This window comes from Streptomyces sp. NPDC058289 (assembly GCF_042880975.1).
Taxonomy (GTDB): domain Bacteria; phylum Actinomycetota; class Actinomycetes; order Streptomycetales; family Streptomycetaceae; genus Streptomyces; species Streptomyces stoeckheimensis.
The window spans coordinates 13,137-34,689 of the sequence record NZ_JBHVYI010000027.1 but is presented as its reverse complement, the minus strand read 5'-3'; the positions used below and the strand labels follow the sequence as shown (position 1 = coordinate 34,689).

Genomic DNA, 21,553 nt, shown 5'->3' with positions numbered 1-21,553 from the left:
GGGGAATGGTGTCAGATTCCGGGTCGGTCGATACAGGCCCCGACCCCGTCTCCGCACCGAACCCCGGCCGAGCCAGAGCCACTCTACCGGCCGGGGAAACGGGACATCAGTGGTCGGGGTTGCTCGTGACCAGTTCGGTGAGGACGCCGTGGCAGTCCTTGGGGTGCAGGAAGGTGATCGAGGAGCCCATCGAGCCGGTGCGGGGCTGGTCGTAGAGGACGCGGACGCCCTTGCCGCGGATGGCCTCCGAGTCGCCCTGGACGTCCTCGGTGCCGAAGGCGATGTGGTGGACGCCCTCGCCGTTCTTGGCCAGCCACTTGCCGACCGCGGAGTCCTCGCGGGTGGGCTCCAGGAGCTGGAGGTACGAGGCTCCGCCGTCGGAGGTCTCGTTGATCTTCAGCATGGCTTCGCGGACGCCCTGCTCCTCGTTGACCTCGGAGTGGAACACCTCGAAGCCGTACGTGGCACGGTAGAACTCAACCGTCTTGTCCAGGTCGAAGCAGGCGATCCCGATGTGGTCGATTCTTGTCAGCATGGACACAGTGCAGCGCTACCGGGGGCGGTTACGCAACGTGCGCGCGATCACACTGACGTGCCGGTGACGGCACGGGTACCGCTCAGTACATTCGGGTAAACCCTCGTTCACTCCTCATCTCAAGGGGCTGTGCTCCATGTCCGGAACGAACAACACCACGTCAGTGATCGTCGCCGGGGCCCGCACGCCCATGGGGCGACTGCTCGGCTCGCTGAAGTCCTTCTCGGGTGCCGACCTCGGCGGCTTCGCCATCAAGTCCGCGCTGGAACGGGCCGGGATCTCCGGCGACCAGGTCCAGTACGTGATCATGGGCCAGGTGCTCCAGGCCGGCGCGGGCCAGATCCCCGCCCGCCAGGCCGCCGTCAAGGGCGGGATCCCCATGAACGTGCCCGCGCTCACCATCAACAAGGTGTGCCTGTCGGGCCTCGACGCCATCGCCCTGGCCGACCAGCTCATCCGGGCCGGGGAGTTCGACATCGTGGTCGCGGGCGGTCAGGAGTCCATGACCAACGCCCCTCACCTGCTGCCGAAGTCCCGCGAGGGCTTCAAGTACGGCGCCATCGAGATGCTCGACGCGATGGCCTACGACGGCCTCACCGACGCCTTCGAGAACATCGCGATGGGCGAGTCCACCGAGAAGCACAACACCCGCCTCGGCATCGAGCGGGCCCCGCAGGACGCCTTCGCGGCCACCTCCCACCAGCGCGCCGCCGCCGCGCAGAAGAACGGCGTCTTCGAGGCCGAGATCACCCCGGTCGAGATCCCGCAGCGCAAGGGCGAGCCGGTGGTGTTCTCGCAGGACGAGGGCATCCGGGCCGAGACCACCGTCGAGTCCCTCGGCAAGCTGCGTCCGGCCTTCGCCAAGGACGGCACCATCACCGCGGGCACCTCCTCGCAGATCAGCGACGGTGCGGCCGCCGTGGTCGTGATGAGCAAGGCCAAGGCCGAGGAGCTGGGCCTGGAGTGGCTCGCCGAGATCGGCGCCCACGGCAACGTGGCGGGTCCGGACAACTCGCTCCAGTCGCAGCCCTCCAATGCGATCCTGCACGCCCTGAAGAAGGAGGGCCTCGGCGTCGAGGACCTCGACCTCATCGAGATCAACGAGGCCTTCGCGGCGGTCGCCGTGCAGTCGATGAAGGACCTCGGCGTGAGCCCGGAAAAGGTGAACGTCAACGGCGGCGCCATCGCCCTGGGTCACCCGATCGGCATGTCCGGCGCCCGTGTGGTGCTGCACCTGGCGCTGGAGCTCAAGCGCCGCGGCGGCGGGGTCGGTGCGGCCGCCCTGTGCGGTGGCGGCGGCCAGGGCGACGCCCTGATCGTCCGCGTCCCGTAGGGGAGGGGCGGCCGCCCGGCCGCCCGCACCCGTAGCCGTACCCGTACGAGACCCGCGGGGCCCGTGGGGCCCGTGGGACCCGCGAGAACGAAGGAGCGCAGCAAGAATGACGGCGGTGGACGTCCCCCAGCTGGTGGCCCAGGCCCGTGAGGGCAGGCCGCGAGCGGTCGCCCGGCTGATCTCGCTGGTCGAGGGGGCGTCCCCGCAGCTGCGCGAGGTGATGGCGGCGCTGGCGCCGCTCACGGGCAACGCGTACGTGGTGGGCCTCACCGGCTCCCCGGGCGTCGGCAAGTCCACGACCACCTCGGCGCTGGTCTCCGCGTACCGGCAGGCCGGCAAGCGGGTCGGCGTCCTGGCCGTCGACCCGTCCTCGCCGTTCAGTGGGGGCGCGCTGCTCGGCGACCGGGTGCGGATGTCGGACCACGCCTCCGACCCGGGGGTCTACATCCGCTCCATGGCCACCCGCGGCCACCTCGGCGGACTCGCCTGGGCCGCCCCGCAGGCGATCCGGGTGCTGGACGCGGCCGGCTGCGAGGTGATCCTGGTCGAGACCGTCGGGGTCGGGCAGTCGGAGGTGGAGATCGCGGCGCAGGCCGACACCTCGGTGGTGCTGCTGGCCCCCGGGATGGGTGACGGGATCCAGGCCGCGAAGGCGGGCATCCTGGAGATCGGCGACGTCTACGTGGTGAACAAGGCCGACCGGGACGGCGCGGACGCCACCGCCCGGGAGCTGAACCACATGCTGAGCCTGGGGGAGTCCCGGGGCAAGGGCGACTGGCGGCCGCCGATCGTGAAGACCGTCGCGGCGCGCGGTACGGGCATCGACGAGCTGGTCGAGGCGCTGGAGAAGCACCGGGCGTGGATGGACGAGCACGGGGTGCTGGCGCAGCGCCGTACGGCCCGGGCCGCGCGCGAGGTGGAAACCATTGCGATCACCGCCCTGCGGGCCCGGCTGGCCGACGTGCACGGCGACGCCCACCTGGACGCCCTGGCCGGGCGGGTGGCGGCGGGCGAGCTGGATCCGTACGCGGCCTCGGACGCACTGCTGGCGACCCTGACGGAATCGGCGGAACCGACGGAACCGGATGCGAAGCCCGAGGGCCGGTCATAGACTGGCGAACGCCCGGAATGCCCCGACGCAGGGAGGTTTCATGGCGAAGCGCGGCAACAAGAAGCGAGCCCGCAAGAAGAAGAAGGCCAACCACGGAAAGCGTCCCAACGCCTGACCGTGGTGACAGACGAATGACCACACGGAAGCCGCACCCCGTCCACGGGGTGCGGCTTCCGTACGTGGTGGCTAGTTGCCGTCGTCGTTGTCGTCGTTGTCGTTCCCGTTGTCGTTCGAGTCGGACGGGAGCACCTTGGCCGTCGCGGTGTCCACGTGCACGTTCCGGGTCTTGCCGTCGGTCGTCTTGACCTCGACGTCCCAGTAGGCGGCGCGGCCCTTGTCGTCGTCATCGTCGTCCCACTGGACCGACCAGACCTTGCCGGGGTGGGCGGCGAGGGCCGTCTTGATCGCCTGGTCGGCGGTCACCTTCGCGGCGAGCAGGTTGGCGTACTCGTCGGCCTGCTGCTCGTCGTCCTGGTCCTCCCGGGTCACGCCGCCGGTCGCGGCGTCCACCTCCAGCGCGGCGTGGGTGCCGTCCTTGCTGATCACGTCCACGTGCCAGACGGCTCCGTCGCGGTCGAGGGACTCGATGACGCCCGGGTAGGCCTTCAGGGCCGCGGCGGCCGCCGCCTCGGCAGTGATCTCGGCGCGCGCGGCCGTGGCCGCGGGCAGGGCCGTCGGCGTGGCGGCGGATGCCGTCGCCGCGGCCGCCACCGGGCCTCCCAGGGCCAGGACCACGGCCGCGGCCGCTGAAACGTACGTGTTGCGCTGCATGACTGAACCTCCTCAGGCCGACCATGTGCGCCTACGGTCGCTCGGCGTGGGCCGGCTGCGAGTGCGTTCCCCCCATTGTCCGGTGATCCGCCGGGATGGGCGCGCCGAGCGACCCGGGGCTCAGGCCTTGCCGCGGCCCGCGCGCAGGTGCTCGGCGACCGGGCCGAGCGCGGCGCGCAGCGCGGCGAGGGCGTCCGGCGGGAGCAGGTCGATGAAGTGTCGGCGGACGGACGCCACGTGGTGCGGGGCGACCTTGCGCATCGTCTCCATGCCCTCGGGCGTGAGGACGGCGTAGAGCCCGCGGCGGTCGGACTCGCAGTTCACGCGGCGGACGAGGCCCGCCGATTCCATGCGGGTGATCTGGTGGGAGAGCCGGCTCTTGGACTGCAGCGTCGACGTCGCGAGATCGCTCATCCGCATCCGGTGTTCCTCGGATTCGGAGAGGTTCACGAGGATCTCGTAGTCGTTGTTGGTGAGCCCGAACGGCTGGAGGTCCTTTTCCAGCTGGTGCGACAGCAGTCTGCTGACGTCCAGGTGGGTGCGCCAGGCGCACTGCTCGGCGTCGGTCAGCCAGGGCGTGGCCGTCTCGGTCTCGATGGTCTCCATGAAAGAACTCTACCTAAGAAGTTGAATTGCGTACAAAAATACGGCGAGGTGAGAGGTTTCCTACAGCCCGAAGCGCCTCTGGATGTCACCCAGCTGCCCCGGCATCCGCGGTACGCCGAGCTGCCCCAGCGGACCCTGTCCCTGGCCGGGAACGCCCTGAGCCTGACCCGTGGCCGCTCCGGCGCCCACGGCCCCGACCGCCTGCTCCGCCATCAGCATCTCCGAGGACTGGAGGAGAACCGTACCCGCCCCGACGAACTCGAACTGGTGCTCCTCGCCCGAGGAGCCCCCGATACCGGTCAGCGAGCGCAGGCCGCCGATCACGCCCGACATGTACCCGTGGTCGTAGTGGTGGCAGGGGGAGGGGCAGTCCGCCCACCCCACCAGCGCCTGCGGGTCCACCCGCAGCGGCGGCTCCATGAACACCACCGGGCCGCTGGAGGCGGCCACGAACTTCCCGGTTCCGATCAGGGTGAGGAAGCCCGGGACGATCGACTGCTTCAGCGCGAGCGAGGGCTGGTAGGCGAGCAGGTTGCCCGACCGGATGGTCAGGTTGCCGTTGTCCAGGTCGTACGAGTTCACGTCGAAGGCCCGGTCGGCCAGCAGCATCTTGCCCTGGCCCTCGGCCACCACCCAGTCGGCGGCGTGCAGCGGCGAGTGGAAGCTGGTGCGCAGCAGCCGGTCGAACCGGCCGTGGCCGATGCCGTTGAACTCGATGCGCCCGTAGTAGGCGATCATCTTGCCCTTCTGCAGGAACCACTGGCTCCCCTTGAGCTCCACGCAGAAGGTGTAGGCGTTGACGTTGTCGTCGGACGGCAGGGTGTACGGGTCGAAGACGGTCGGACCTCCCGGTCCACCGGTCACGGGACCAAAGTTCACAGCTTCTCCTCCGAGGCCTGTACGTACACCGCGCCCTGACCGGACAGCTCCAGCTGGAACGCCTCGCCCGAGCCGCGCCCGACCATGTCCCGCCAGCCCAGCGCCGTGGACAGCTTGTTGCGGACCTCGCCGTGGTGGGCGACGTAGGCCTGCGGGTCCACGTGGATCGGGCGGTTCGGGTGGATCGGCAGCTCGATGACCCCGCCGTGGGCCATCACCGCCACCGAGCCGTGGCCCTTGAGGGTGGTGGTGAACAGGCCCTGGCCGGTCACCTGGCCGCGCACCATGCCCATGACCCCGCCCTGCGCGCCCATGAACATCGTGCCCTGCTGCAGGGTGCCGTCGAAGGCGAGCAGCCGGTCGGCCTCCACGTAGAGCGTCTCGCCGGTGAGGCTGATGACCTGGATGTGGTGGCCGCCGTGACCGAACATCACCGTGCCGCTGCCCTCGACCTCCATCAGCGGGGTCTGCTCGTTCGCCACGCGGCGCCCGATCATGCCCATCACGCCGCCCTGGCCGCCGGTCAGGCTGGGGGTGAAGGAGACCTCGCCGCGGTAGGCGAGCATCGCGCCCCGCTGGCTGTACATCTTCTGCCCCGGTACGACCTGGGCCTCGACCATCTTCGAGTTGATCTCGCGGAACGGCATCAGACGTCGCCCCCGATGGTGTTGCGCTCGCTGGGCTGCACGTACACCAGGCCATCGCCCTCGAAGCGGATCTGGAACGCCTCGCCGGAGCCCTCGCCGATCAGCGTGCGGAAGTTCACGCCGGACTGGAAGGACTGCTGGAGGTTCCCGGTGTGCGCGATGTACGCCCCCGGGTCGACGGAGAGCGGGTACTGGGCGCTGACGCGGAGCACCACCGCCGGGCCGTCGGACATGATCGCCGCCTGCCCGCTGCCCTCGACGGTCGTGGTGAACAGGCCGTTGCCCGTCGTAGCACCGCGCAGGCCGGTGAAGGTGGTGCCGGTGCGCAGGCCGGCGTCGGTGCACAGCAGGTTGCTGGACTCGACGTACAGCTTCTCGCCGCGCAGATTGACCAGATTGATCTCACTCGCCCGGTCGGCGAAGAAGCAGGTGCCGTGACCCTGCACTTCCATCACGGTCATCTGCTCGCCGGTGAGCCGCCGGGTCACCATTCCGCGGAGGCCTTCGCCGCCGCCGGTCATCTTCTTGAAGGCCATCTGGCCGTCGTACGCGACCATGGAGCCGTTTTTCGCTTTCACGGCGTCCCCGGTCAGGTCGACGGCGAGCACCTTGCTGCCTTGGAGTCGGAACTGAGCCACGGGAAGACGTTATCCGCAGCGGGCGGCACCGAACAGGGCCCGTTGGCCGATATCCGTCCCGACCCGTCCCGGTACACCCCGTTCCGCCCGGGACCCCGGGCCCCGCGCCAAGATCGCCCGGGGCTGCTGAGACACTGGGACGGACCCCCGGCATCCACCCCGAAGGTTCCACGTGGACATCAAGACCGCTTCCGCCCTGCACCGGCTGCGCCTCATCTCCGTACCGGAGGCGCTCTCGTTCCCGGCGCTGCTGATCTTCGGCTCGGTGCTGAGCCGGATCTCGGACATCGACTACCTGATGATGCCGCTCGGCATCATCCACGGGATCCTGTTCGTCATCTACGGTGTCTTCCTGCTGGACGTCTGGTTCAAGGCGAAGTGGCCCCTGAAGAAGGTCGCCCTGTTCTTCCTGCTGGCGCTGATCCCCTTCGGCGGGCTCTACGGCGACCGGCTGCTCAAGCGCGACGAGACGGCCGGCGTGCTCGCCGCCCGCGCCCGCGAGGCGGCCCGCGCATGATGATCGCGTTCTCGGTGACCCCGCTGGGCGTCGGCGAAGAGGTCGGCGAGTACGTGGCCGACGCGGTCCGCGTCGTCCGCGCATCGGGGCTGCCGAACCACACGGACGCCATGTTCACCACCATCGAGGGGGAGTGGGACGAGGTGATGGACGTGGTCAAGCGCGCGGTGGCCGCCGTGGAGGCGCGCGCGCCCCGGGTCTCCTTCGTCCTCAAGGCCGACATCCGCCCCGGCGTCACGGACGGCATGACGTCCAAGATGGAAACGGTGGAACGCCACCTCGCCGGGGGCTGACCGTCTCCATGATCAAGCACGCCGTCCCGTACTACTCCCAGTGGGAGTCCGCCGCGCTGGTGCCCGAGTTCGTCGCGGGGGCCGACGCGGCGCGGGATCCCCTGTGGGCCGGGTCCGGCGCGGACTCCCCGGAGGAGTACGCCTTCTGGGCGCCCCGCATGTGCGGAGTGGCCTGCCTGCGGATGGTGCTGGGCCGCCTGGAGCTCCCGGTACCGCCGTCGGTGGAGCTGGTGAAGGAGCTCTGCGGGGCCGGGGCGTACGTGCGGGACGGGGACTCCGTGCAGGGGCTGATCTACCAGCCGTTCGCCGAGTACGTGAACGCCCGCTGGGGCCTGGACGCCCGCTCGGTGCCCGTACTGGACCACCAGGCCGTCCGGGACGCGCTCGCCGGGGGCGGGCTGGCGATGCTGTCGGTGCATTGGTCGATCCGCACCCAGGCCTCCGCGGTGGAGGCCAGGGGCGGTCACCTGGTGCTCGCCGTCGGGGCCACCGACGATGCCGTCCTGCTGCACAATCCCTCCGGCTTCCCGGACGGCTCCCAGCAGTACGCGCCCGTCGCCTGGTCCGACCTGGACCGCTTCTACGCCGGACGCGGCATCCTGCTCGGCGGCCGGGCCGGCTGACGGGCGCGGACGGCGGCGCACACCGGGGCGGGAACCGTGCGGTGACCCGTTCGGCCCTGGCCGTGAGGGCACGGAACGGAACCGCCCGGTCGGGTGCGTCCAGTTCGACAGGTCGAGGTATCTCCCCTTTCGTTGGGAGACGTACCTCGGTTTCGAGCGCTGGAGGAAACCGTGCGGCACGAAGCCTTCGACTACGAGACCCACAGCCGGCTGGCCGGCCGCTGTGAGGAACCGGATCCCGCCGTCGCCTACCGCGTGAGGTACCGCTCCCTGCTCGCGCGCGAAGACCTCCGGACCCGAATACGCGCCGTCGCGCTCATGACGCTCGCCCCCGTCGCAGCCGTCGGGCTGCTGCTCTACCTCGTCTGGCCCACGCACCGGACGGTCCGGGAGGGCGGCGAGGGCTGGCTCGTCCGGCTCGACGCCGTGATGCTCGGATCCGTCGCCCTGATCATGCTCTTCATGGTGGTCAACGTGGTCTCGATCGCCCACGCCACGATGGTCGCCCGGGACCCCGTCCCGGTCCCCGCCGAGCCCGGCACCCGCGTCGCCTTCCTCACCACCTACGTCCCCGGCAAGGAACCGCTCTCCATGGCGGCCGCCACCCTGCGCGGGGCCGTGGCCGTCCGGCACGACGGGCCCCTCGACGTCTGGCTCCTCGACGAGGGCGACGACCCCGGGGCCCGGGAGCTGTGCACCGCGCTCGGCGTGCACCACTTCACCCGCAAGGGCGTCGCCGACTGGAACGCGGCCGAAGGGGCCCACCGGGCGAGGACCAAGCACGGCAACTACAACTCCTGGCTGGCCCGGCACGGCGGGGACTACGACTACTTCGCCTCCGTGGACACCGACCACGTGCCGCTCCCGCAGTACCTGGAGCGGATGCTCGGCTTCTTCCGCGACCCCGACATCGCCTTCGTCGTCGGCCCGCAGGTCTACGGCAACTACACCGCCTCGGTCACCAAGGCCGCCGAGTCGCAGCAGTACCTCTTCCACGCGCTGATCCAGCGCGCGGGAAACCGCTACGGCGCCCCCATGTTCGTCGGCACCAACAACGCCGTCCGGATCAGCGCGCTGCGCCAGGTCGGCGGCCTCTACGACTCGATCACCGAGGACATGGCCACCGGCTTCGAGCTGCACCGGAGCAGGAATCCCGGCACCGGGCGGTTCTGGCGGTCCGTGTACACCCCCGACGTGCTCGCCGTGGGGGAGGGGCCGAGCACGTGGACCGACTTCTTCACGCAGCAGCTGCGCTGGTCGAGAGGGACGTACGAGACCCTCCTGCGGCAGTACTGGCGCGGCTGCTTCCGGATGCCCCCGGGACGCTGGCTCAACTACACCCTGATGCTCGTCTACTACCCGATGACCGCCGTCAACTGGCTCCTCGGCGTCCTCAGCTGCGTGCTGTTCCTGTGGTTCGGGGCCTCCGGCACCCAGGTCTCCTCCGAGGTCTGGCTGATGCTCTACACCGACGCCGCGGCCCTCCAGGTCGGCCTGTACCTGTGGAACCGCCGCCACAACGTCTCGCCCCACGAGCCGGAGGGCTCCGGCGGGCTCGCCGGCATGGCGATGTCGGCCGTCTGCGCGCCGGTCTACCTGAGGTCGCTCGGTTCGGCGGTGCTGCGCACCCGGGGCCGTTTCGTCGTCACCCCCAAGGGCGGCGTCGCCAGCCCCGACCGGCTCGCGACCTTCCGCATCCACCTCTTCTGGGCCGCCGTCCTCCTCGTCTCCCTCGCGGCCTCCGTGCGCTACGAGCACACCCACGCGGCCATGCGCATCTGGGCGGTCCTCGCGCTGGCCGTCACCCTCGCCCCGCCGGCCGTATGGGCCCTGACGGAGCTGCGCGCCCGGACGGCCCGGGCCGCGCCCGGCGGGGGCCCCGAACCGGGCGAGGAGCCGGAGCAGGCGTTCGCGACGACGGGGGGAGGGAACTGAGCCATGTCGTACCGGCCTTCGCAGCAGTTCAAGAAGACGGCCCTGGGTGCCGGAGCCGTCGCCGTGCTGCTCGCGCTCAACGCGCCCGCCGCGCTCTCCTTCGCCGGGGACCGCTACCACTCGTACAAGATCGGGCAGTCCAGCTACCGCGTCCAGTACGGCTCCTGGGGGCTGATCGGGCTCCCCGAGGAGTACCGGATCAACGCCATGCACGCGGCTCTGCTGCGCACCGGCAAGGTGCTGCTGATCGCGGGCTCCGGCAACGACCAGCGCAACTTCGACAAGGGAACCTTCTCCACCGTCCTGTGGGACCCGAAGGACGACAGCTTCAAGAAGATCCCGACCCCGGAGGACTTCTTCTGCTCGGGCCACAGCCAACTCCCCGACGGACAGCTCCTGGTGGCCGGCGGGACCGCGCGCTACGAGGTGCTCGGCGGGAAGGTCACCCGGGCCGGCGGCGGCATGCGGGTCAAGAACGAGAGCCCCGACAAGGCGGTCAGACTGGCGAAGGGCACCGTCTTCCGGTCCCCCTCCGGAGTCGAGTACGTGTCGAAGTTCGCCGTCACCGTCCCCAAGGCCACCCGGCGGTTCGAGGTCGCCTACGGGCGCGGCGGGCAGATGATGCCGTGGAAGACCAAGGTGGTCGCCGCGGAGGCGCGCGTCTTCGTGGAAGCGGTCCGGGAGGGCGCCGCGGGGCTGACGACCCAGGCCGCCCAGTACACGGTGACCGGGCTCACCGGCAAGGACGCCGCCAACGTCTACGGGCTCGCGGAGCGGCTCAGCGCCGGCAAGCAGGACTTCCAGGGCATCAAGTCCGCCTACGAGTTCGACCCCCTGGCGGAGAAGTACGTACCGGTCGACCCGATGAAGGACGCCCGCTGGTACCCGACCCTGGTGGGCCTCCAGGACGGGCGGGTCCTCGCGGTGTCCGGGCTCAACGACGTGGGCGACGTCGTACCAGGCGACAACGAGTACTACGACCCGAAGACCAAGAAGTGGTCCAAGGGGCCCTTCCGCTACTTCCCTACCTACCCCGCCCTCTTCCTCACCCAGGGCGGCAAACTGCTCTACACCGGCTCCAACGCGGGCTACGGACCCAAGGGCAAGGGACGCGAGCCGGGCGTGTGGGACCTGGCGACGAACCAGTACCGGAAGGTCGGCGGACTGGCCGACGCCGACCAGCTGGAGACCTCCTCGTCCGTACTGCTCCCCCCGGCCCAGGACCAGAAGGTGATGGTGCTCGGCGGCGGCGGAGTCGGCGAGTCCCGGCTGTCCACGGACCGGACGGCGGTCGTGGACCTCAAGGCGGAGGTGCCGGTCTTCCGGTCGACGGCCCGGCTGCCGCAGCGGGTGCGCTACCTCAGCAGCGTGCTGCTGCCCGACGACTCCGTCTTCACCACGGGCGGCTCCGCCGACTACCGGGGCCGGGGCGCCAGCGACATCCGCAAGGCGCAGTTCTACTACCCGCGCACCGACACCTTCGTGGCCGCCGCGGCCCCGACGGTCGGGCGCAACTACCACTCCGAGGCACTGCTGCTGCCCGACGGGCGGGTGGCGACCTTCGGCTCCGACCCGCTCTTCGCGGACAAGGACAACACCAGGCTGGGCAGGTTCGAACACCGGCTGGAGGTGTACAGCCCGCCGTACCTGCACCGGGACCCGGCGCTGCGGCCGGTCCTGGGGGAGGGGCCCGAGGAGGTCGGGCTGGGCGGCAGCGCCACCTTCCGGGCACCGAAGGCGGAGCGGATCCAGCGGGCCCGGCTGATGCGGCCGAGCGCGGTCACGCACACCACCGACGTGGAGCAGCGCTCGATCGAGCTCGGGCTGGAGAAGACGGCCGACACGGTGACGGTCGCCGTGCCGGCGGACCCGACGCTGGTGCCGCCCGGCTGGTACATGCTGTTCGTGACGGACGCGGACGGGACCCCGTCGGTGGCGAAGTGGGTCCGGGTGCGGCCGGCTCCGGCGCCGGCGCCGCCGGAGTCCCCGCCGTCACCGGCGTCGCGGGACGGCTGGCTGAGCTAGGGCCTGCCGTATCGGCGGCCCGGCGGCTAGGCCGTCTCTATCGGATGTTGCCCGGCCTAGTCCGTTGCGCGGCGGGCCAGGCCCAGGGCGTAGTCCGGCCACCACTTCCCGGCCGGGGGGCCGCCGCGGCAGGTGCCGTCCGATTCGCCCGGCCGCTTGACCCAGAGGTACGCGTCCACGAGCGGGTCGCCCGTCCCGTCGGTCGGCGGTGTGCCCAGCGCCCGGCCCGGCGGGTTGCACCAGGCCTGGCTGCGGTCGCCCTGGAGCGGGCCGTCGCCGTTGCGGCTGGTGTCGATGACGAAGTGCTTGCCCTTGGTGGCCTTGGAGAGGGCGGCGCCGTACTCCCGGCCGGCCGCGCTGGGCTGGAAGTTGGAGACGTTGAGGGAGAAGCCGTCGGCGCGGTCGAGTCCCGCCTTGTAGAGGGGATCGACCAGCTTCTTCGGGTCCGGGATCCACGCCGGGTTGCCGGCGTCCAGGTAGACCTTGGTGTTCTTGTTGCGCTTGAGCCGGTCGACGGCCTCGGAGAGCAGCCGCAGCCGTTCGTCGCGGTGGTCGGCCTGGGTGCAGCCGTCCACGAGGTGCGGGACCGCGTCCGGCTCCAGGACGACCAGGGCCTTGGCGTCGGCGATGTTGTCGGCGAAGGCGCCGATCCAGCTCCGGTAGGCGGTGGCGTCCCGGGCGCCGCCCGCCGAGTGCTGCCCGCAGTCCCGGTACGGGATGTTGTACGCGACGAGGACCAGCGTGCGGCCGGCCGCGCGGGCGCTCGCCCCGGCCCGGCGGATCTCCGGGCCGGGGTCGCCGGCCGGGCCCCACAGGGCCATCGGCCGGTCGGCGATGCGGCGCAGCACCTGGGCGTCGCTGTTGCGGCCCTGCGCCTCCCAGGCGGTGACCTGGCGGGCGGCGTCGCTCTGCGGGTCCACCCAGAACGGGGACTCGTCGACGAGGCCGACCCCTGCCGGGTGGTGGGGCGGTGCGGATTCCGGCTGCGCCGTGGGAGTGGGGGTGCAGGCGGCTGCCGCCGTGAGGGCGAGGGCTGCGGTGAGGAGGGTGGCGGGGCGGCTGCGGGGGCGGCGGGCTGGCATCCGGCTTCCTCGGGGCGAAGGGGCGGGCGGCTGCGGGCCGGGTCATCGTGACATGACGGGCAGTCGGGGCGGGGCGCGACACTGCCGAGTGCGGCCGGGTGGGGGGAGGGTGCGGCGCTGCGGCGGTGCCGTCCCCCACCCGCCCTTCCTCCGTTCCCCGGGCTGCGCCCGGACCCCCGCGCCTCAAACGACGGCGGGGCCGGGATCGGTCCCGGCGGGGCCGGGATCGGCGCCGGTCAGGGCGATGGCCAGGGGGGTGCGTTCGTAGAGGATTTGGTGGCCGTGGCGGGAGGGGATGAGGAGGCCGGCTTGTTGGAGGGTCTTCAGGTGGGCGGAGACCGTCGAGGGGGCCAGGGACAGGCGGTGGGCCAGGGCGGTGGTCGAGGCCGGCTCGGTCAGTTCGCACAGGACGTCGGCGCGGGCGCGGCCCAGGAGGCGGGCCAGGGCCCGGGGGGCCGGGCCCGCGGGAGCGGTCCACAGGGCGCCGATGCCCCGGGCCGGGTACACCAGGGTGGGCTGCCAGGGCGGGTCGTAGCCGCCCACCACCTCCGGCCAGACGAAGGCGCTCGGCATGAGGAGGAGCCCCTGGCCGTCGAGGGAGCGGTCGTGATGGCCGCGGCGGGCGATGCTGAGGGTGTTCCCCGACCAGCTCAGATCCGGGTGGAGGCCGTCGAAGAGGGCCTCCAGCCCGCCCGCGGCCAGCCGCCGGGAGTGGAACAGGATGTCCGCCTCCAGCAGTGCGCGCAGCCGGGGCCAGTGCGGGGCGACCAACGCCCGCCAGGCCTGCTCGTAGAGGTCGGCCAGCTCCCGGACCGCCCGCTCCGGGTCCGCCAGCATCCGTTGCCCGGCCGCGCTCTCCAGTGCGCCGGGGGTGCAGACCAGGGAGCGCCGCAGGTCCTCCCGCGCCTCCTGCGGATCGGCGGCCCGGACCCGCGCGAGCTCCTCCTCGAAGGTGACCGACGGGCCCGTCGGCGGCGGGCTGAGAAAGTCCGGATTGTGTCCCGTGCGCGGCATCAGCAGCCACAGCGGCCGCAGGTCCAGCCCGGCGGCCGCCGTGCGGATCCCGCGGAGCCAGGGCAGGTGGTAGGCGTGGCGGCGCTGGTCCAGCAGGACCCGTACGGCCTCCTGGGTCTCCCAGCGGGGCGAGATCGAGAACCGGCACCGCAGGAGGTCGGCGGGGCCGAAGCGGAAGTGGAACGGCACGGGCCCCTCCGGGGGTGGGGCGGGTCGGGCCCGCCGGGCCGGCCGGGTGGGCCGGGCTGGCCGGGCGGACCGGGCGGGCTGGCCGGGCGGACCGGGCTGGTCGGATGGGCCGGTCGGGCGGGTCACGGGCGGACGGGGCTGGTCGGACGGGCTGGTCGGTCGGGACGAGCTAGCCGGTCGGACCGGTCGGACCGGTCGAGTCGGGCGGGACGGGCGTGCTAGCCGGTCGGGGGGTCGGGCGGGAGGAGCGTGCCGGTCAGGCGGGGTGCCGGGCCCGGCTGCCGGGCTGCCGGGCCGGGCTGCGCCGCCGCCCGGGCCCGAGGCCGTGATTCGGGTGGGGACGAATCTCTGTCGGCCCAGCTTAGGCGCCGCCAAAGTGCACCGTATGACCACCGCAGACCCGTCCGCGTCCTCGGCAACCACCGCTTCGGGCAAGCCGGGCCAGGCCCAAGCCCAGTCCGCCGCCACCGCTTCCGGGCAGGCTGCTTCGCCCGGAGACGGGTCCGTCCGGGGGCCGGGCGCGGACGGCGAGGCTCAGTCCGCCGCCACCGCCCCCGGCGCGGGCGCGGGCGCGGCGGGCCGAGCTCAGTCCGCCGCCGACCCTGGCGCGGGCGCGGCGGGCCAAGCCCAAGCCCCGGCCGCCGCCACCGCTTCCGGGCAGATTGCTTCGCCCGGGGACGGGCCCGTCCGGGGGCCGGGGGCGGACGGCCGGGCTCGGTCCGCCATCGCCCCTGGCGCGGGCGCGGCGGGCCGGGCTCAGTCCGCCACCGCCACCGCCACCGCCACCGCCACCGCCACCGCCCCCGGCGCGGGCACGCCGGGCCAAGCCCAAGCCCCGGCCGCCGCCACCGCTTCCGGGCAGGCTGCTTCGCCCGGGGACGGGTCCGCCCCGGGGCCGGGCGTGGACGGCCGGGCCCAGTCCGCCGCCACCGCCCCCGGTGCTGGCGCGGCGGGCCGGGCCCAGTCCGCCGCCACCGCCCCCGGCACGGGTGGGGCGTCCGTTCCGGGCTCCGTGCCGGGGCCCGTCGGGTACCGGGCCGTCTTCCGGGTCGGGGAGTTCCGGCCGGTCTTCGCCGCGCACCTGTTGTCCGTGCTCGGCGTCGTCATCGCCGAGATCTCCCTCACCGTCCTCGTCTACCGCGCCACCGGCTCCCCCCTGATGAGCGCGCTCACCTTCGCCCTCGGCTTCCTCCCCTACGCCCTCGGCGGCACCCTCCTCGCGCCGCTGGCCGACCGGCTCCCCGCCCGCCGCGTGCTCGTCGGCTGCGACCTCGTCTGCGCGGCCTGCGCGGCGGCCATGGCCGCGCCCGGCACCCCGGTCGCGCTGCTCCTCGTACTGCGCTGCGCGATGGCCTTCGTCGCGCCGCTGTTCCAGGGCACCCGTAGCGCCTCCCTCGCCGACGTGCTCGGCGCCGGCGACGCGTACGTCCTGGGCCGCTCGCTGCTGCGCATGGTGGCGCAGAGCGCCCAGCTCATCGGCTTCGGGCTCGGCGGCCTGCTGCTCACCGTGCTGGCCCCGCGCGGGGCCATCCTCCTCACGGCCGCCGGTTTCCTCGGCTCCGCGGCCCTGCTGCGCCTGGGCACCCGGGCCCGGCCCGCCCGGAGTGCGGGCGCCGGCCCGCGGGTCTCCCCGATCGCCGGACTGCGCGCCGTCCTGGGCCACCGCCGGCTGCGGGCCCTCACCCTGCTGTCCTGGCTGCCGCCGCTCTTCGTGGTCGTGCCCGAGGCACTGCTGACCCCGTACGCCACCGGCCTCGGCGCCTCCACCGCGGGGCTCGGGCTGCTGATGTGCGCGATGCCCGTCGGCGCCATCGCCGGGGAGGTGTGGGCGGGTTCCGCGCTCACCGCCCGAACGCGTTCGCGGATCACGGCCCCGCTCGCGGCCGTCTCGCTGCTGCCGCTGCTCGCGTACGCCGTCCGGCCCGGCCTGCCGCTCCTGTTGGGCACGCTCGTCCTGGCCGGGCTGGCCCACGCCTACACCCTCGGGCTCGACCAGTGGTACGTCGAGGCCGTACCCGAGGAGCTGCGCGGCCGGGCGATGACCCTGCTCAGCACCGGGCTGATGACCCTTCAGGGCGTCGGAATGGCGCTCGCCGGAGTCGCGGCGGAGTTCCTGCCCGTCCACGTGGTGGTCGCGTCGGCCGCGGTGCTCGGTACCGGGGTCGTCCTGTTGCTGCTCGCCGAGGTGCGCAGGACGGACGGGCAGAGGCATGGCGGGCCGAGGCGTGAGACGGTTCCCGCCGCCAAATGACCGCCCGGTAGGGTCTGGTGCGTGCCGAAACCGCTCAGCCTTCCCTTCGACCCCATCGCCCGCGCCGACGAACTCTGGCAGCAACGCTGGGGCCCGGTGCCCTCGATGGCCGCGATCACCTCGATCATGAGGGCGCACCAGATCCTGCTCGGCGAGGTCGACGCGGTCGTCAAGCCGTACGGCCTGACCTTCGCGCGCTACGAGGCGCTCGTGCTGCTGACCTTCTCCAAGGCCGGGGAACTGCCGATGTCGAAGATCGGCGAGCGGCTGATGGTGCATCCGACGTCGGTGACGAACACCGTGGACCGACTGGTGAAGTCCGGGCTCGTCGCCCGGCGCCCGAACCCCAACGACGGGCGCGGCACGCTCGCGTCGATCACGGACAAGGGCCGCGAGGTGGTCGAGGCGGCCACGAAGGCGCTGATGGAGATCGACTTCGGGCTGGGTGCCTACGACGCCGAGGAGTGCGGGGAGATCTTCGCGCTCCTGCGCCCGCTCCGGGTGGCCGCGGCCGACTTCGAGGAGAACTGACCGCCGCCTGATGCGGGCCGGGATCGTCTCCGACGGCGCCCTCTCCGACGTCGGCGTACGCTCGGCAGGGGTGCCCGGACTGGACCGCGGAGGGCCGATGACCGCGCTCGGTGACCTGATCGAGATCGACGACCGGACCGTACTGGTCCTCGGGCAGGGGCTGGACCTCGCCCACGGCCAGCCGGACGTCGCCAATGCCCTCGTGCACCGGGCCGGCGACACCCTCGTGGTCGTCGACACCGGTGTCACCACGGCCTTCCGCACGGCACTGCTGGAGGCGACCGGCCGCGTCGGCCCCTGGTCCCGGGCCCTGGTGCTGACCACGCACGGCCACCTCGACCACGTCGGCAACAACGACCTGGCCGACGGCCTGGGCGTACCGGCCGAGCACTGGGTCCCCGCCCCCGACCTGCCGCAGATGCGGGACCCGGCCGAGTACTGGGCCCGGGCCTTCGAGCGGGCCGCGGGGGCCGCGGCGCTGCCCGACCCGGGGCGGACCGCGGCCGGGCTGGTCGCGCTCTTCCGGCCGATGCGGCCCTTGGGCGCGAAGACCCGGACCTACGAGGAACGGCCGCTGGAGCGGATCCGGATCGGCCCGCTGCGGTTCACCGGCTGGACCTTCGCCGACGGCGCGGTCCGGGTGCTGCGCAGCCAGGGCCACTGCGCCGGGCACGTGATCGTGCACCTCCGGGACGCCGGCGTCCTGCACCTGTCCGACGAGGGCAACGGGCCCTGCGGTGCGATGGCCGACGCCGACCAGCTCAAGATCCAGACCGTCCTGGCCTCCGCGGCCCTCCTCTTCGAGCGGGGGGAGGCGGAGCTGCTCACCGACGGGCACACCTTCGCCGTGCGCCGCCGTGCCGAAGCGGCGTCCTACCTGGAAGGCCTGCTGGAGCAGGCCACCGCGCTGCAGGGGGTGGCGCTGGGGCTGACCGGGGAGGGCGCGCGGGTCCGGCCGGACGCGTTCGCGGGGGCCGTCGCGGAGCTGGGCATCGGCGGGGCCAACCCGAACGCGCTGTTCACCGCCATGGTGGCGGTCAACCTGCTCCACGAGCTCGGTCTGCGGCCGGACTCGGGCGCCTTCGACGCGCCCTGGTCGCGGCCACCGCTCCGCAACCCGGAGCCGGCCCCGCCGACCGGCTCCGGATGACCCGGGCGGGCAGGGCGCCAACCCGGCCCCCGTCAAGATCGTGCAAACCGGACGGCTAGGCTCGACGGCATGAAACGAAGCGTGCTGACCCGCTACCGCGTCATGGCCTACGTGACCGCGGTCATGCTCCTCATCCTCTGTGCCTGCATGGTGGCGAAGTACGGCTTCGACACCGGCGCCGACCTGACCTTCGCGGTCTCGCAGGCGCACGGTGTGTTGTTCATGATCTACCTGGTGTTCGCCTTCGACCTGGGCTCCAAGGCCAAGTGGCCGTTCGGCAAGCTCCTCTGGGTCCTGGTCTCCGGCACCATCCCGCTCGCCGCGTTCTTCGTCGAGCGCAAGATCCGCGCCGAGGTCGAGCCCCTCGTCGTCGGCGATCCGGCCGGTGCCCGCGCCTGACCTCAGGTGATCCGCTCGCGGTGATCCATCCACCCCCGGGGCGACTCCCCGGGGGTTGGCCATCGACATTTACTAGGACGTCCTAGTAAATTCATCGGTATGGACGCTGACGCCATTGAGGAAGGCCGCCGTCGCTGGCAGGCCCGGTACGACAAGGCCCGCACGCGCGAGGCCGATTTCACCACGCTCTCCGGCGACCCCGTCGACCCCGTCTACGGACCCCGGCCCGGCGACTCGTACGAGGGCTTCGAGCGCATCGGCTGGCCCGGGGAGTACCCGTACACCCGCGGCCTGCACGCCACCGGCTACCGGGGGCGGACCTGGACCATCCGGCAGTTCGCCGGGTTCGGCAACGCCGAGCAGACCAACGAGCGCTACAAGATGATCCTGGCCGCCGGCGGCGGCGGGCTCTCCGTCGCCTTCGACATGCCCACCCTGATGGGACGCGATTCCGACGACCCCCGCGCGCTCGGCGAGGTCGGCCACTGCGGGGTCGCCATCGACTCCGCCGCCGACATGGAGATCCTGTTCAAGGACATCCCGCTCGGCGACGTGACCACCTCCATGACGATCAGCGGCCCCGCCGTTCCGGCCTTCTGCATGTACCTGGTGGCCGCCGAACGCCAGGGCGTCGATCCGGCCGTCCTCAACGGGACGCTCCAGACCGACATCTTCAAGGAGTACATCGCCCAGAAGGAGTGGCTCTTCGAACCCGAGCCGCACCTGCGCCTCATCGGCGACCTCATGGAGTACTGCGCGAACGGCATCCCCGCCTACAAGCCGCTCTCCGTCTCCGGCTACCACATCCGCGAGGCCGGGGCCACGGCCGCGCAGGAGCTCGCGTACACCCTCGCCGACGGGTTCGGGTACGTGGAGCTCGGCCTCTCGCGCGGGCTGGACGTGGACCACTTCGCGTCCGGGCTCTCCTTCTTCTTCGACGCGCACCTCGACTTCTTCGAGGAGATCGCCAAGTTCCGCGCCGCCCGCCGCATCTGGGCCCGCTGGATGAAGGAGGTGTACGGGGCGAAGTCCGAGAAGACCATGTGGCTGCGCTTCCACACCCAGACGGCCGGGGTCTCCCTCACCGCCCAGCAGCCCTACAACAACGTCGTGCGCACCGCCGTGGAGGCCCTCGCGGCCGTCCTGGGCGGCACGAACTCCCTTCACACCAACGCCCTCGACGAGACCCTCGCGCTGCCGAGCGAGCAGGCCGCCGAGATCGCCCTGCGCACGCAGCAGGTGCTGATGGAGGAGACCGGCGTGGCCAACGTGGCCGACCCACTGGGCGGCTCCTGGTTCGTCGAGCAGCTCACCGACCGCATCGAGGCCGACGCCGAGAAGATCTTCGAGCAGATCAAGGAGCGCGGGCTGCGCGCCCACCCGAACGGGCAGCACCCGATCGGCCCGATCACCTCGGGCATCCTGCGGGGCATCGAGGACGGCTGGTTCACCGGGGAGATCGCCGAGTCGGCCTTCCAGTACCAGCGCTCGGTGGAGAAGGGCGACAAGCGGGTCGTGGGCGTCAACGTCCACCACGGCTCGGTCACCGGGGACCTGGAGATCCTGCGGGTCAGCCACGAGGTGGAGAAGGTGCAGGTCCGCGAGCTCGCCGAGCGCAAGGCCGGCCGGGACGACGCGAAGGTGACCGCGGCGCTGGACGCCATGCTGGCCGCCGCCCGCGACGGGTCGAACATGATCCCGGCGATGCTCGACGCGGTGCGCGCCGAGGCCACGATGGGCGAGATCTGCAACCTGCTGCGGGACGAGTGGGGCACGTACACGGAGCCGCCGGGCTTCTGACGCCCCGTCGCGCGCGACGCCTAAGGTGGCGGCCATGACAGGCCGCCACCTTCCCGTCCCCGTGTACGGGGTGACTGCCCGCGTGCTCATGCAGACCAACTGCGGGCCGTACGCGTACATCGCCGCCGATTTCGAGCCGCCCGGCCGGAGCGGTCTGACGGAGGTCCTGAACGCCGTGCCGGCGGACCGTCGGCTGCCCGAGGTGTTCGCCTCCTGCGTGCGGGCGGGCATCGTGCGCGGCCTCGACGGGGTGGCGGCGTCGGTGCTGCTCACCGACGCCCACGTCCACGAGGTGGACTCCTCGGAGTACGGCTACCGGCTCGCCGGGCTCGAAGCGGGCCGGGCGGCACTGGTGGCCTCCGGGCTGCTGCCGCCCGAGGAGGCCGACAGCCTGCGCTGGGCCGACTGGCCGGGGCGCCCGAGGCCCTGGCCGGGCCACAATCCGCGCTCGGAGGCGCTGATCGCTTCGGCGCCGGCCTGGTGCGAGGACTTCCTGCCCCTGTCGGACGGCGGCCGGCCCGCCGTGGTCACACCGCCGGTGCGGGGCCGGAAGGGCCGGCGGCGGAACCCTGGAGGCCGTACATGAGCAGGGCCGTGAAGGTGGCCACCCACAGCTCGTCCACCGGTTCGGAGCTCACCAGCGCCCGGTGGACCACCGTGCCGGCGATCACGTCGAAGATCAGGTCCGTGGTGTGGGAGGCGAGGGACTCGTCCTCCTCGTAGGGGAGTTCGCCCCGGGCCTGCGCCCGTTCGCGCCCCAGTACGACGAGACGTTTCTGCCGGTCCACGATCGCCGACCGGATCCGGTCCCTCAGGGCCTCGTCCCGGGTGGACTCGGCGACGACCGCCATCAGGGCGGTACGGGCTTCCGGGCGCCGCAGCAGCGCCGCGAACTGGAGCACCACGTACTCGATGTCGGCTTCGAGCGATCCCCGGTCGGGCAGTTCGAGGGAGTCGAAGAGCTCCGCGACGGCGTCCACGACCAGTTCGCTCTTGCCCGCCCAGCGCCGGTAGAGGGTGGTCTTCGCGACCCCGGCCCGCGCCGAGACGTCCCCCATCGTCAGCTTCGACCAGCCCAGCTCCACCAGCGCGTCCCGGGTCGCGGCGAGGATCGCGGCGTCCGCCGCGGCGCTGCGCGGGCGGCCGGTGCGGCCGGGCGGGCAGGAGGTGTCCGAGCTGGGGTTGCGCATGGCCGAGACCATACCCGCCGGTAGCAGGGCCGAT

At 72.4% G+C, this 21,553-nt stretch carries 23 protein-coding genes; 14 read left to right on the top strand and 9 right to left on the bottom strand.

The genetic code is table 11. The features are described from left to right. Positions 1-106: 106 nt before the first annotated feature. Positions 107-535: a methylmalonyl-CoA epimerase gene (gene mce, locus ACFVX6_RS16360; RefSeq protein WP_274549601.1), complete on the bottom strand. Its 429-nt coding sequence runs from the start codon at positions 533-535 to the stop codon at positions 107-109. Positions 536-671: 136 nt separating this feature from the next. Between mce and ACFVX6_RS16355 the strand changes: the two genes are divergently transcribed. The 3 genes from ACFVX6_RS16355 to ACFVX6_RS16345 all read left to right on the top strand — a co-directional run bounded on the left by ACFVX6_RS16355 (position 672) and on the right by ACFVX6_RS16345 (position 3,094). Then, complete coding sequence (locus ACFVX6_RS16355) at positions 672-1,868, top strand: acetyl-CoA C-acetyltransferase (protein WP_389691923.1); 1,197 nt, start codon at positions 672-674, stop codon at positions 1,866-1,868. Positions 1,869-1,974: 106 nt separating this feature from the next. Beyond that, complete coding sequence (meaB, locus tag ACFVX6_RS16350; protein WP_389691921.1) at positions 1,975-2,979, top strand: methylmalonyl Co-A mutase-associated GTPase MeaB; 1,005 nt, start codon at positions 1,975-1,977, stop codon at positions 2,977-2,979. 40 nt (positions 2,980-3,019) lie between these two features. Then, positions 3,020-3,094 (top strand): 50S ribosomal protein bL37, encoded by a 75-nt coding sequence (locus ACFVX6_RS16345; protein ID WP_099895366.1) that lies wholly within the window; start codon positions 3,020-3,022, stop codon positions 3,092-3,094. Positions 3,095-3,165: 71 nt separating this feature from the next. Here the strand turns inward: ACFVX6_RS16345 and ACFVX6_RS16340 are convergent, their stop codons facing one another. The 5 genes from ACFVX6_RS16340 to ACFVX6_RS16320 form a co-directional block, all read right to left on the bottom strand. After that, on the bottom strand, positions 3,166-3,750 hold the full coding sequence (locus ACFVX6_RS16340) for a PepSY domain-containing protein (protein ID WP_389691919.1): 585 nt from the start codon (positions 3,748-3,750) through the stop codon (positions 3,166-3,168). Positions 3,751-3,870: 120 nt separating this feature from the next. After that, positions 3,871-4,347, bottom strand: a complete 477-nt coding sequence (locus tag ACFVX6_RS16335) for a MarR family winged helix-turn-helix transcriptional regulator (protein ID WP_389691989.1) — start codon at positions 4,345-4,347, stop codon at positions 3,871-3,873. Between the two features lie 69 nt (positions 4,348-4,416). Beyond that, positions 4,417-5,220, bottom strand: a complete 804-nt coding sequence (locus ACFVX6_RS16330) for an AIM24 family protein (protein ID WP_389691987.1) — start codon at positions 5,218-5,220, stop codon at positions 4,417-4,419. Between the two features lie 11 nt (positions 5,221-5,231). After that, a complete protein-coding gene (locus ACFVX6_RS16325; protein ID WP_250744760.1) occupies positions 5,232-5,882 on the bottom strand; it encodes an AIM24 family protein in 651 nt (216 codons plus the stop codon). After that, positions 5,882-6,520, bottom strand: coding sequence for an AIM24 family protein (locus tag ACFVX6_RS16320; RefSeq protein ID WP_389691917.1), 639 nt, complete (start codon positions 6,518-6,520; stop codon positions 5,882-5,884). Before ACFVX6_RS16320 ends, ACFVX6_RS16325 begins: the two co-directional genes overlap by 1 nt. Positions 6,521-6,692: 172 nt before the next feature. Between ACFVX6_RS16320 and ACFVX6_RS16315 the strand changes: the two genes are divergently transcribed. The 5 genes from ACFVX6_RS16315 to ACFVX6_RS16295 all read left to right on the top strand — a co-directional run bounded on the left by ACFVX6_RS16315 (position 6,693) and on the right by ACFVX6_RS16295 (position 11,913). Then, positions 6,693-7,037: a DUF3817 domain-containing protein gene (locus ACFVX6_RS16315; protein WP_327254988.1), complete on the top strand. Its 345-nt coding sequence runs from the start codon at positions 6,693-6,695 to the stop codon at positions 7,035-7,037. Further along, positions 7,034-7,330 (top strand): MTH1187 family thiamine-binding protein, encoded by a 297-nt coding sequence (locus ACFVX6_RS16310; RefSeq protein ID WP_250744763.1) that lies wholly within the window; start codon positions 7,034-7,036, stop codon positions 7,328-7,330. The genes ACFVX6_RS16315 and ACFVX6_RS16310 overlap by 4 nt, the downstream gene beginning before the upstream one ends. A gap of 8 nt (positions 7,331-7,338) precedes the next feature. Then, complete coding sequence (locus tag ACFVX6_RS16305; protein WP_389691914.1) at positions 7,339-7,953, top strand: C39 family peptidase; 615 nt, start codon at positions 7,339-7,341, stop codon at positions 7,951-7,953. Positions 7,954-8,124: 171 nt separating this feature from the next. Further along, a complete protein-coding gene (locus ACFVX6_RS16300) occupies positions 8,125-9,888 on the top strand; it encodes a glycosyltransferase family 2 protein (protein ID WP_389691912.1) in 1,764 nt (587 codons plus the stop codon). Between the two features lie 3 nt (positions 9,889-9,891). Beyond that, on the top strand, positions 9,892-11,913 hold the full coding sequence (locus ACFVX6_RS16295; protein ID WP_389691910.1) for a galactose oxidase-like domain-containing protein: 2,022 nt from the start codon (positions 9,892-9,894) through the stop codon (positions 11,911-11,913). A gap of 56 nt (positions 11,914-11,969) precedes the next feature. On the opposite strand, the gene ACFVX6_RS16290 is transcribed toward ACFVX6_RS16295, so the two are convergent. Then, positions 11,970-12,995, bottom strand: a complete 1,026-nt coding sequence (locus ACFVX6_RS16290; protein WP_389691908.1) for a glycoside hydrolase family 6 protein — start codon at positions 12,993-12,995, stop codon at positions 11,970-11,972. Positions 12,996-13,178: 183 nt separating this feature from the next. Further along, entirely contained in the window at positions 13,179-14,198 is a 1,020-nt protein-coding gene (locus ACFVX6_RS16285; protein WP_389691906.1) for a DUF5937 family protein, read from the bottom strand. 385 nt (positions 14,199-14,583) lie between these two features. Between ACFVX6_RS16285 and ACFVX6_RS16280 the strand changes: the two genes are divergently transcribed. From ACFVX6_RS16280 to ACFVX6_RS16255, 6 genes are all read left to right on the top strand, one after another. Then, entirely contained in the window at positions 14,584-16,449 is a 1,866-nt protein-coding gene (locus tag ACFVX6_RS16280; protein ID WP_389691904.1) for an MFS transporter, read from the top strand. A 21-nt stretch (positions 16,450-16,470) separates the two neighbouring features. Next, on the top strand, positions 16,471-16,980 hold the full coding sequence (locus ACFVX6_RS16275) for a MarR family winged helix-turn-helix transcriptional regulator (protein WP_389691902.1): 510 nt from the start codon (positions 16,471-16,473) through the stop codon (positions 16,978-16,980). A gap of 10 nt (positions 16,981-16,990) precedes the next feature. After that, positions 16,991-18,130: an MBL fold metallo-hydrolase gene (locus tag ACFVX6_RS16270; protein ID WP_389691900.1), complete on the top strand. Its 1,140-nt coding sequence runs from the start codon at positions 16,991-16,993 to the stop codon at positions 18,128-18,130. A 69-nt stretch (positions 18,131-18,199) separates the two neighbouring features. After that, a complete protein-coding gene (locus ACFVX6_RS16265) occupies positions 18,200-18,529 on the top strand; it encodes a DUF3817 domain-containing protein (protein WP_389691898.1) in 330 nt (109 codons plus the stop codon). Between the two features lie 99 nt (positions 18,530-18,628). Further along, positions 18,629-20,329, top strand: coding sequence for a methylmalonyl-CoA mutase (locus tag ACFVX6_RS16260; RefSeq protein WP_389691896.1), 1,701 nt, complete (start codon positions 18,629-18,631; stop codon positions 20,327-20,329). 34 nt (positions 20,330-20,363) lie between these two features. Next, a complete protein-coding gene (locus tag ACFVX6_RS16255) occupies positions 20,364-20,915 on the top strand; it encodes a hypothetical protein (RefSeq protein WP_389691894.1) in 552 nt (183 codons plus the stop codon). Here the strand turns inward: ACFVX6_RS16255 and ACFVX6_RS16250 are convergent. After that, positions 20,857-21,519, bottom strand: a complete 663-nt coding sequence (locus ACFVX6_RS16250; RefSeq protein ID WP_389691892.1) for a TetR/AcrR family transcriptional regulator — start codon at positions 21,517-21,519, stop codon at positions 20,857-20,859. The two genes, ACFVX6_RS16255 and ACFVX6_RS16250, sit on opposite strands and share 59 nt — an antisense overlap. Positions 21,520-21,553: the final 34 nt, after the last annotated feature.

Excerpts from the sequence above, each read along its gene's own strand:
- ACFVX6_RS16250 (WP_389691892.1), bottom strand. The coding sequence starts at position 21,519 with ATGCGCAACCCCAGCTCGGACACCTCCTGCCCGCCCGGCCGCACCGGC.
- ACFVX6_RS16290 (WP_389691908.1), bottom strand. The coding sequence starts at position 12,995 with ATGCCAGCCCGCCGCCCCCGCAGCCGCCCCGCCACCCTCCTCACCGCA.
- ACFVX6_RS16280 (WP_389691904.1), top strand. The coding sequence starts at position 14,584 with ATGACCACCGCAGACCCGTCCGCGTCCTCGGCAACCACCGCTTCGGGC.
- mce (WP_274549601.1), bottom strand. The coding sequence starts at position 535 with ATGCTGACAAGAATCGACCACATCGGGATCGCCTGCTTCGACCTGGAC.
- ACFVX6_RS16255 (WP_389691894.1), top strand. The coding sequence starts at position 20,364 with ATGACAGGCCGCCACCTTCCCGTCCCCGTGTACGGGGTGACTGCCCGC.
- ACFVX6_RS16265 (WP_389691898.1), top strand. The coding sequence starts at position 18,200 with ATGAAACGAAGCGTGCTGACCCGCTACCGCGTCATGGCCTACGTGACC.
- ACFVX6_RS16260 (WP_389691896.1), top strand. The coding sequence starts at position 18,629 with ATGGACGCTGACGCCATTGAGGAAGGCCGCCGTCGCTGGCAGGCCCGG.
- ACFVX6_RS16270 (WP_389691900.1), top strand. The coding sequence starts at position 16,991 with ATGCGGGCCGGGATCGTCTCCGACGGCGCCCTCTCCGACGTCGGCGTA.
- ACFVX6_RS16325 (WP_250744760.1), bottom strand. The coding sequence starts at position 5,882 with ATGCCGTTCCGCGAGATCAACTCGAAGATGGTCGAGGCCCAGGTCGTA.
- ACFVX6_RS16355 (WP_389691923.1), top strand. The coding sequence starts at position 672 with ATGTCCGGAACGAACAACACCACGTCAGTGATCGTCGCCGGGGCCCGC.
- ACFVX6_RS16340 (WP_389691919.1), bottom strand. The coding sequence starts at position 3,750 with ATGCAGCGCAACACGTACGTTTCAGCGGCCGCGGCCGTGGTCCTGGCC.
- ACFVX6_RS16305 (WP_389691914.1), top strand. The coding sequence starts at position 7,339 with ATGATCAAGCACGCCGTCCCGTACTACTCCCAGTGGGAGTCCGCCGCG.
- meaB (WP_389691921.1), top strand. The coding sequence starts at position 1,975 with ATGACGGCGGTGGACGTCCCCCAGCTGGTGGCCCAGGCCCGTGAGGGC.
- ACFVX6_RS16295 (WP_389691910.1), top strand. The coding sequence starts at position 9,892 with ATGTCGTACCGGCCTTCGCAGCAGTTCAAGAAGACGGCCCTGGGTGCC.
- ACFVX6_RS16310 (WP_250744763.1), top strand. The coding sequence starts at position 7,034 with ATGATGATCGCGTTCTCGGTGACCCCGCTGGGCGTCGGCGAAGAGGTC.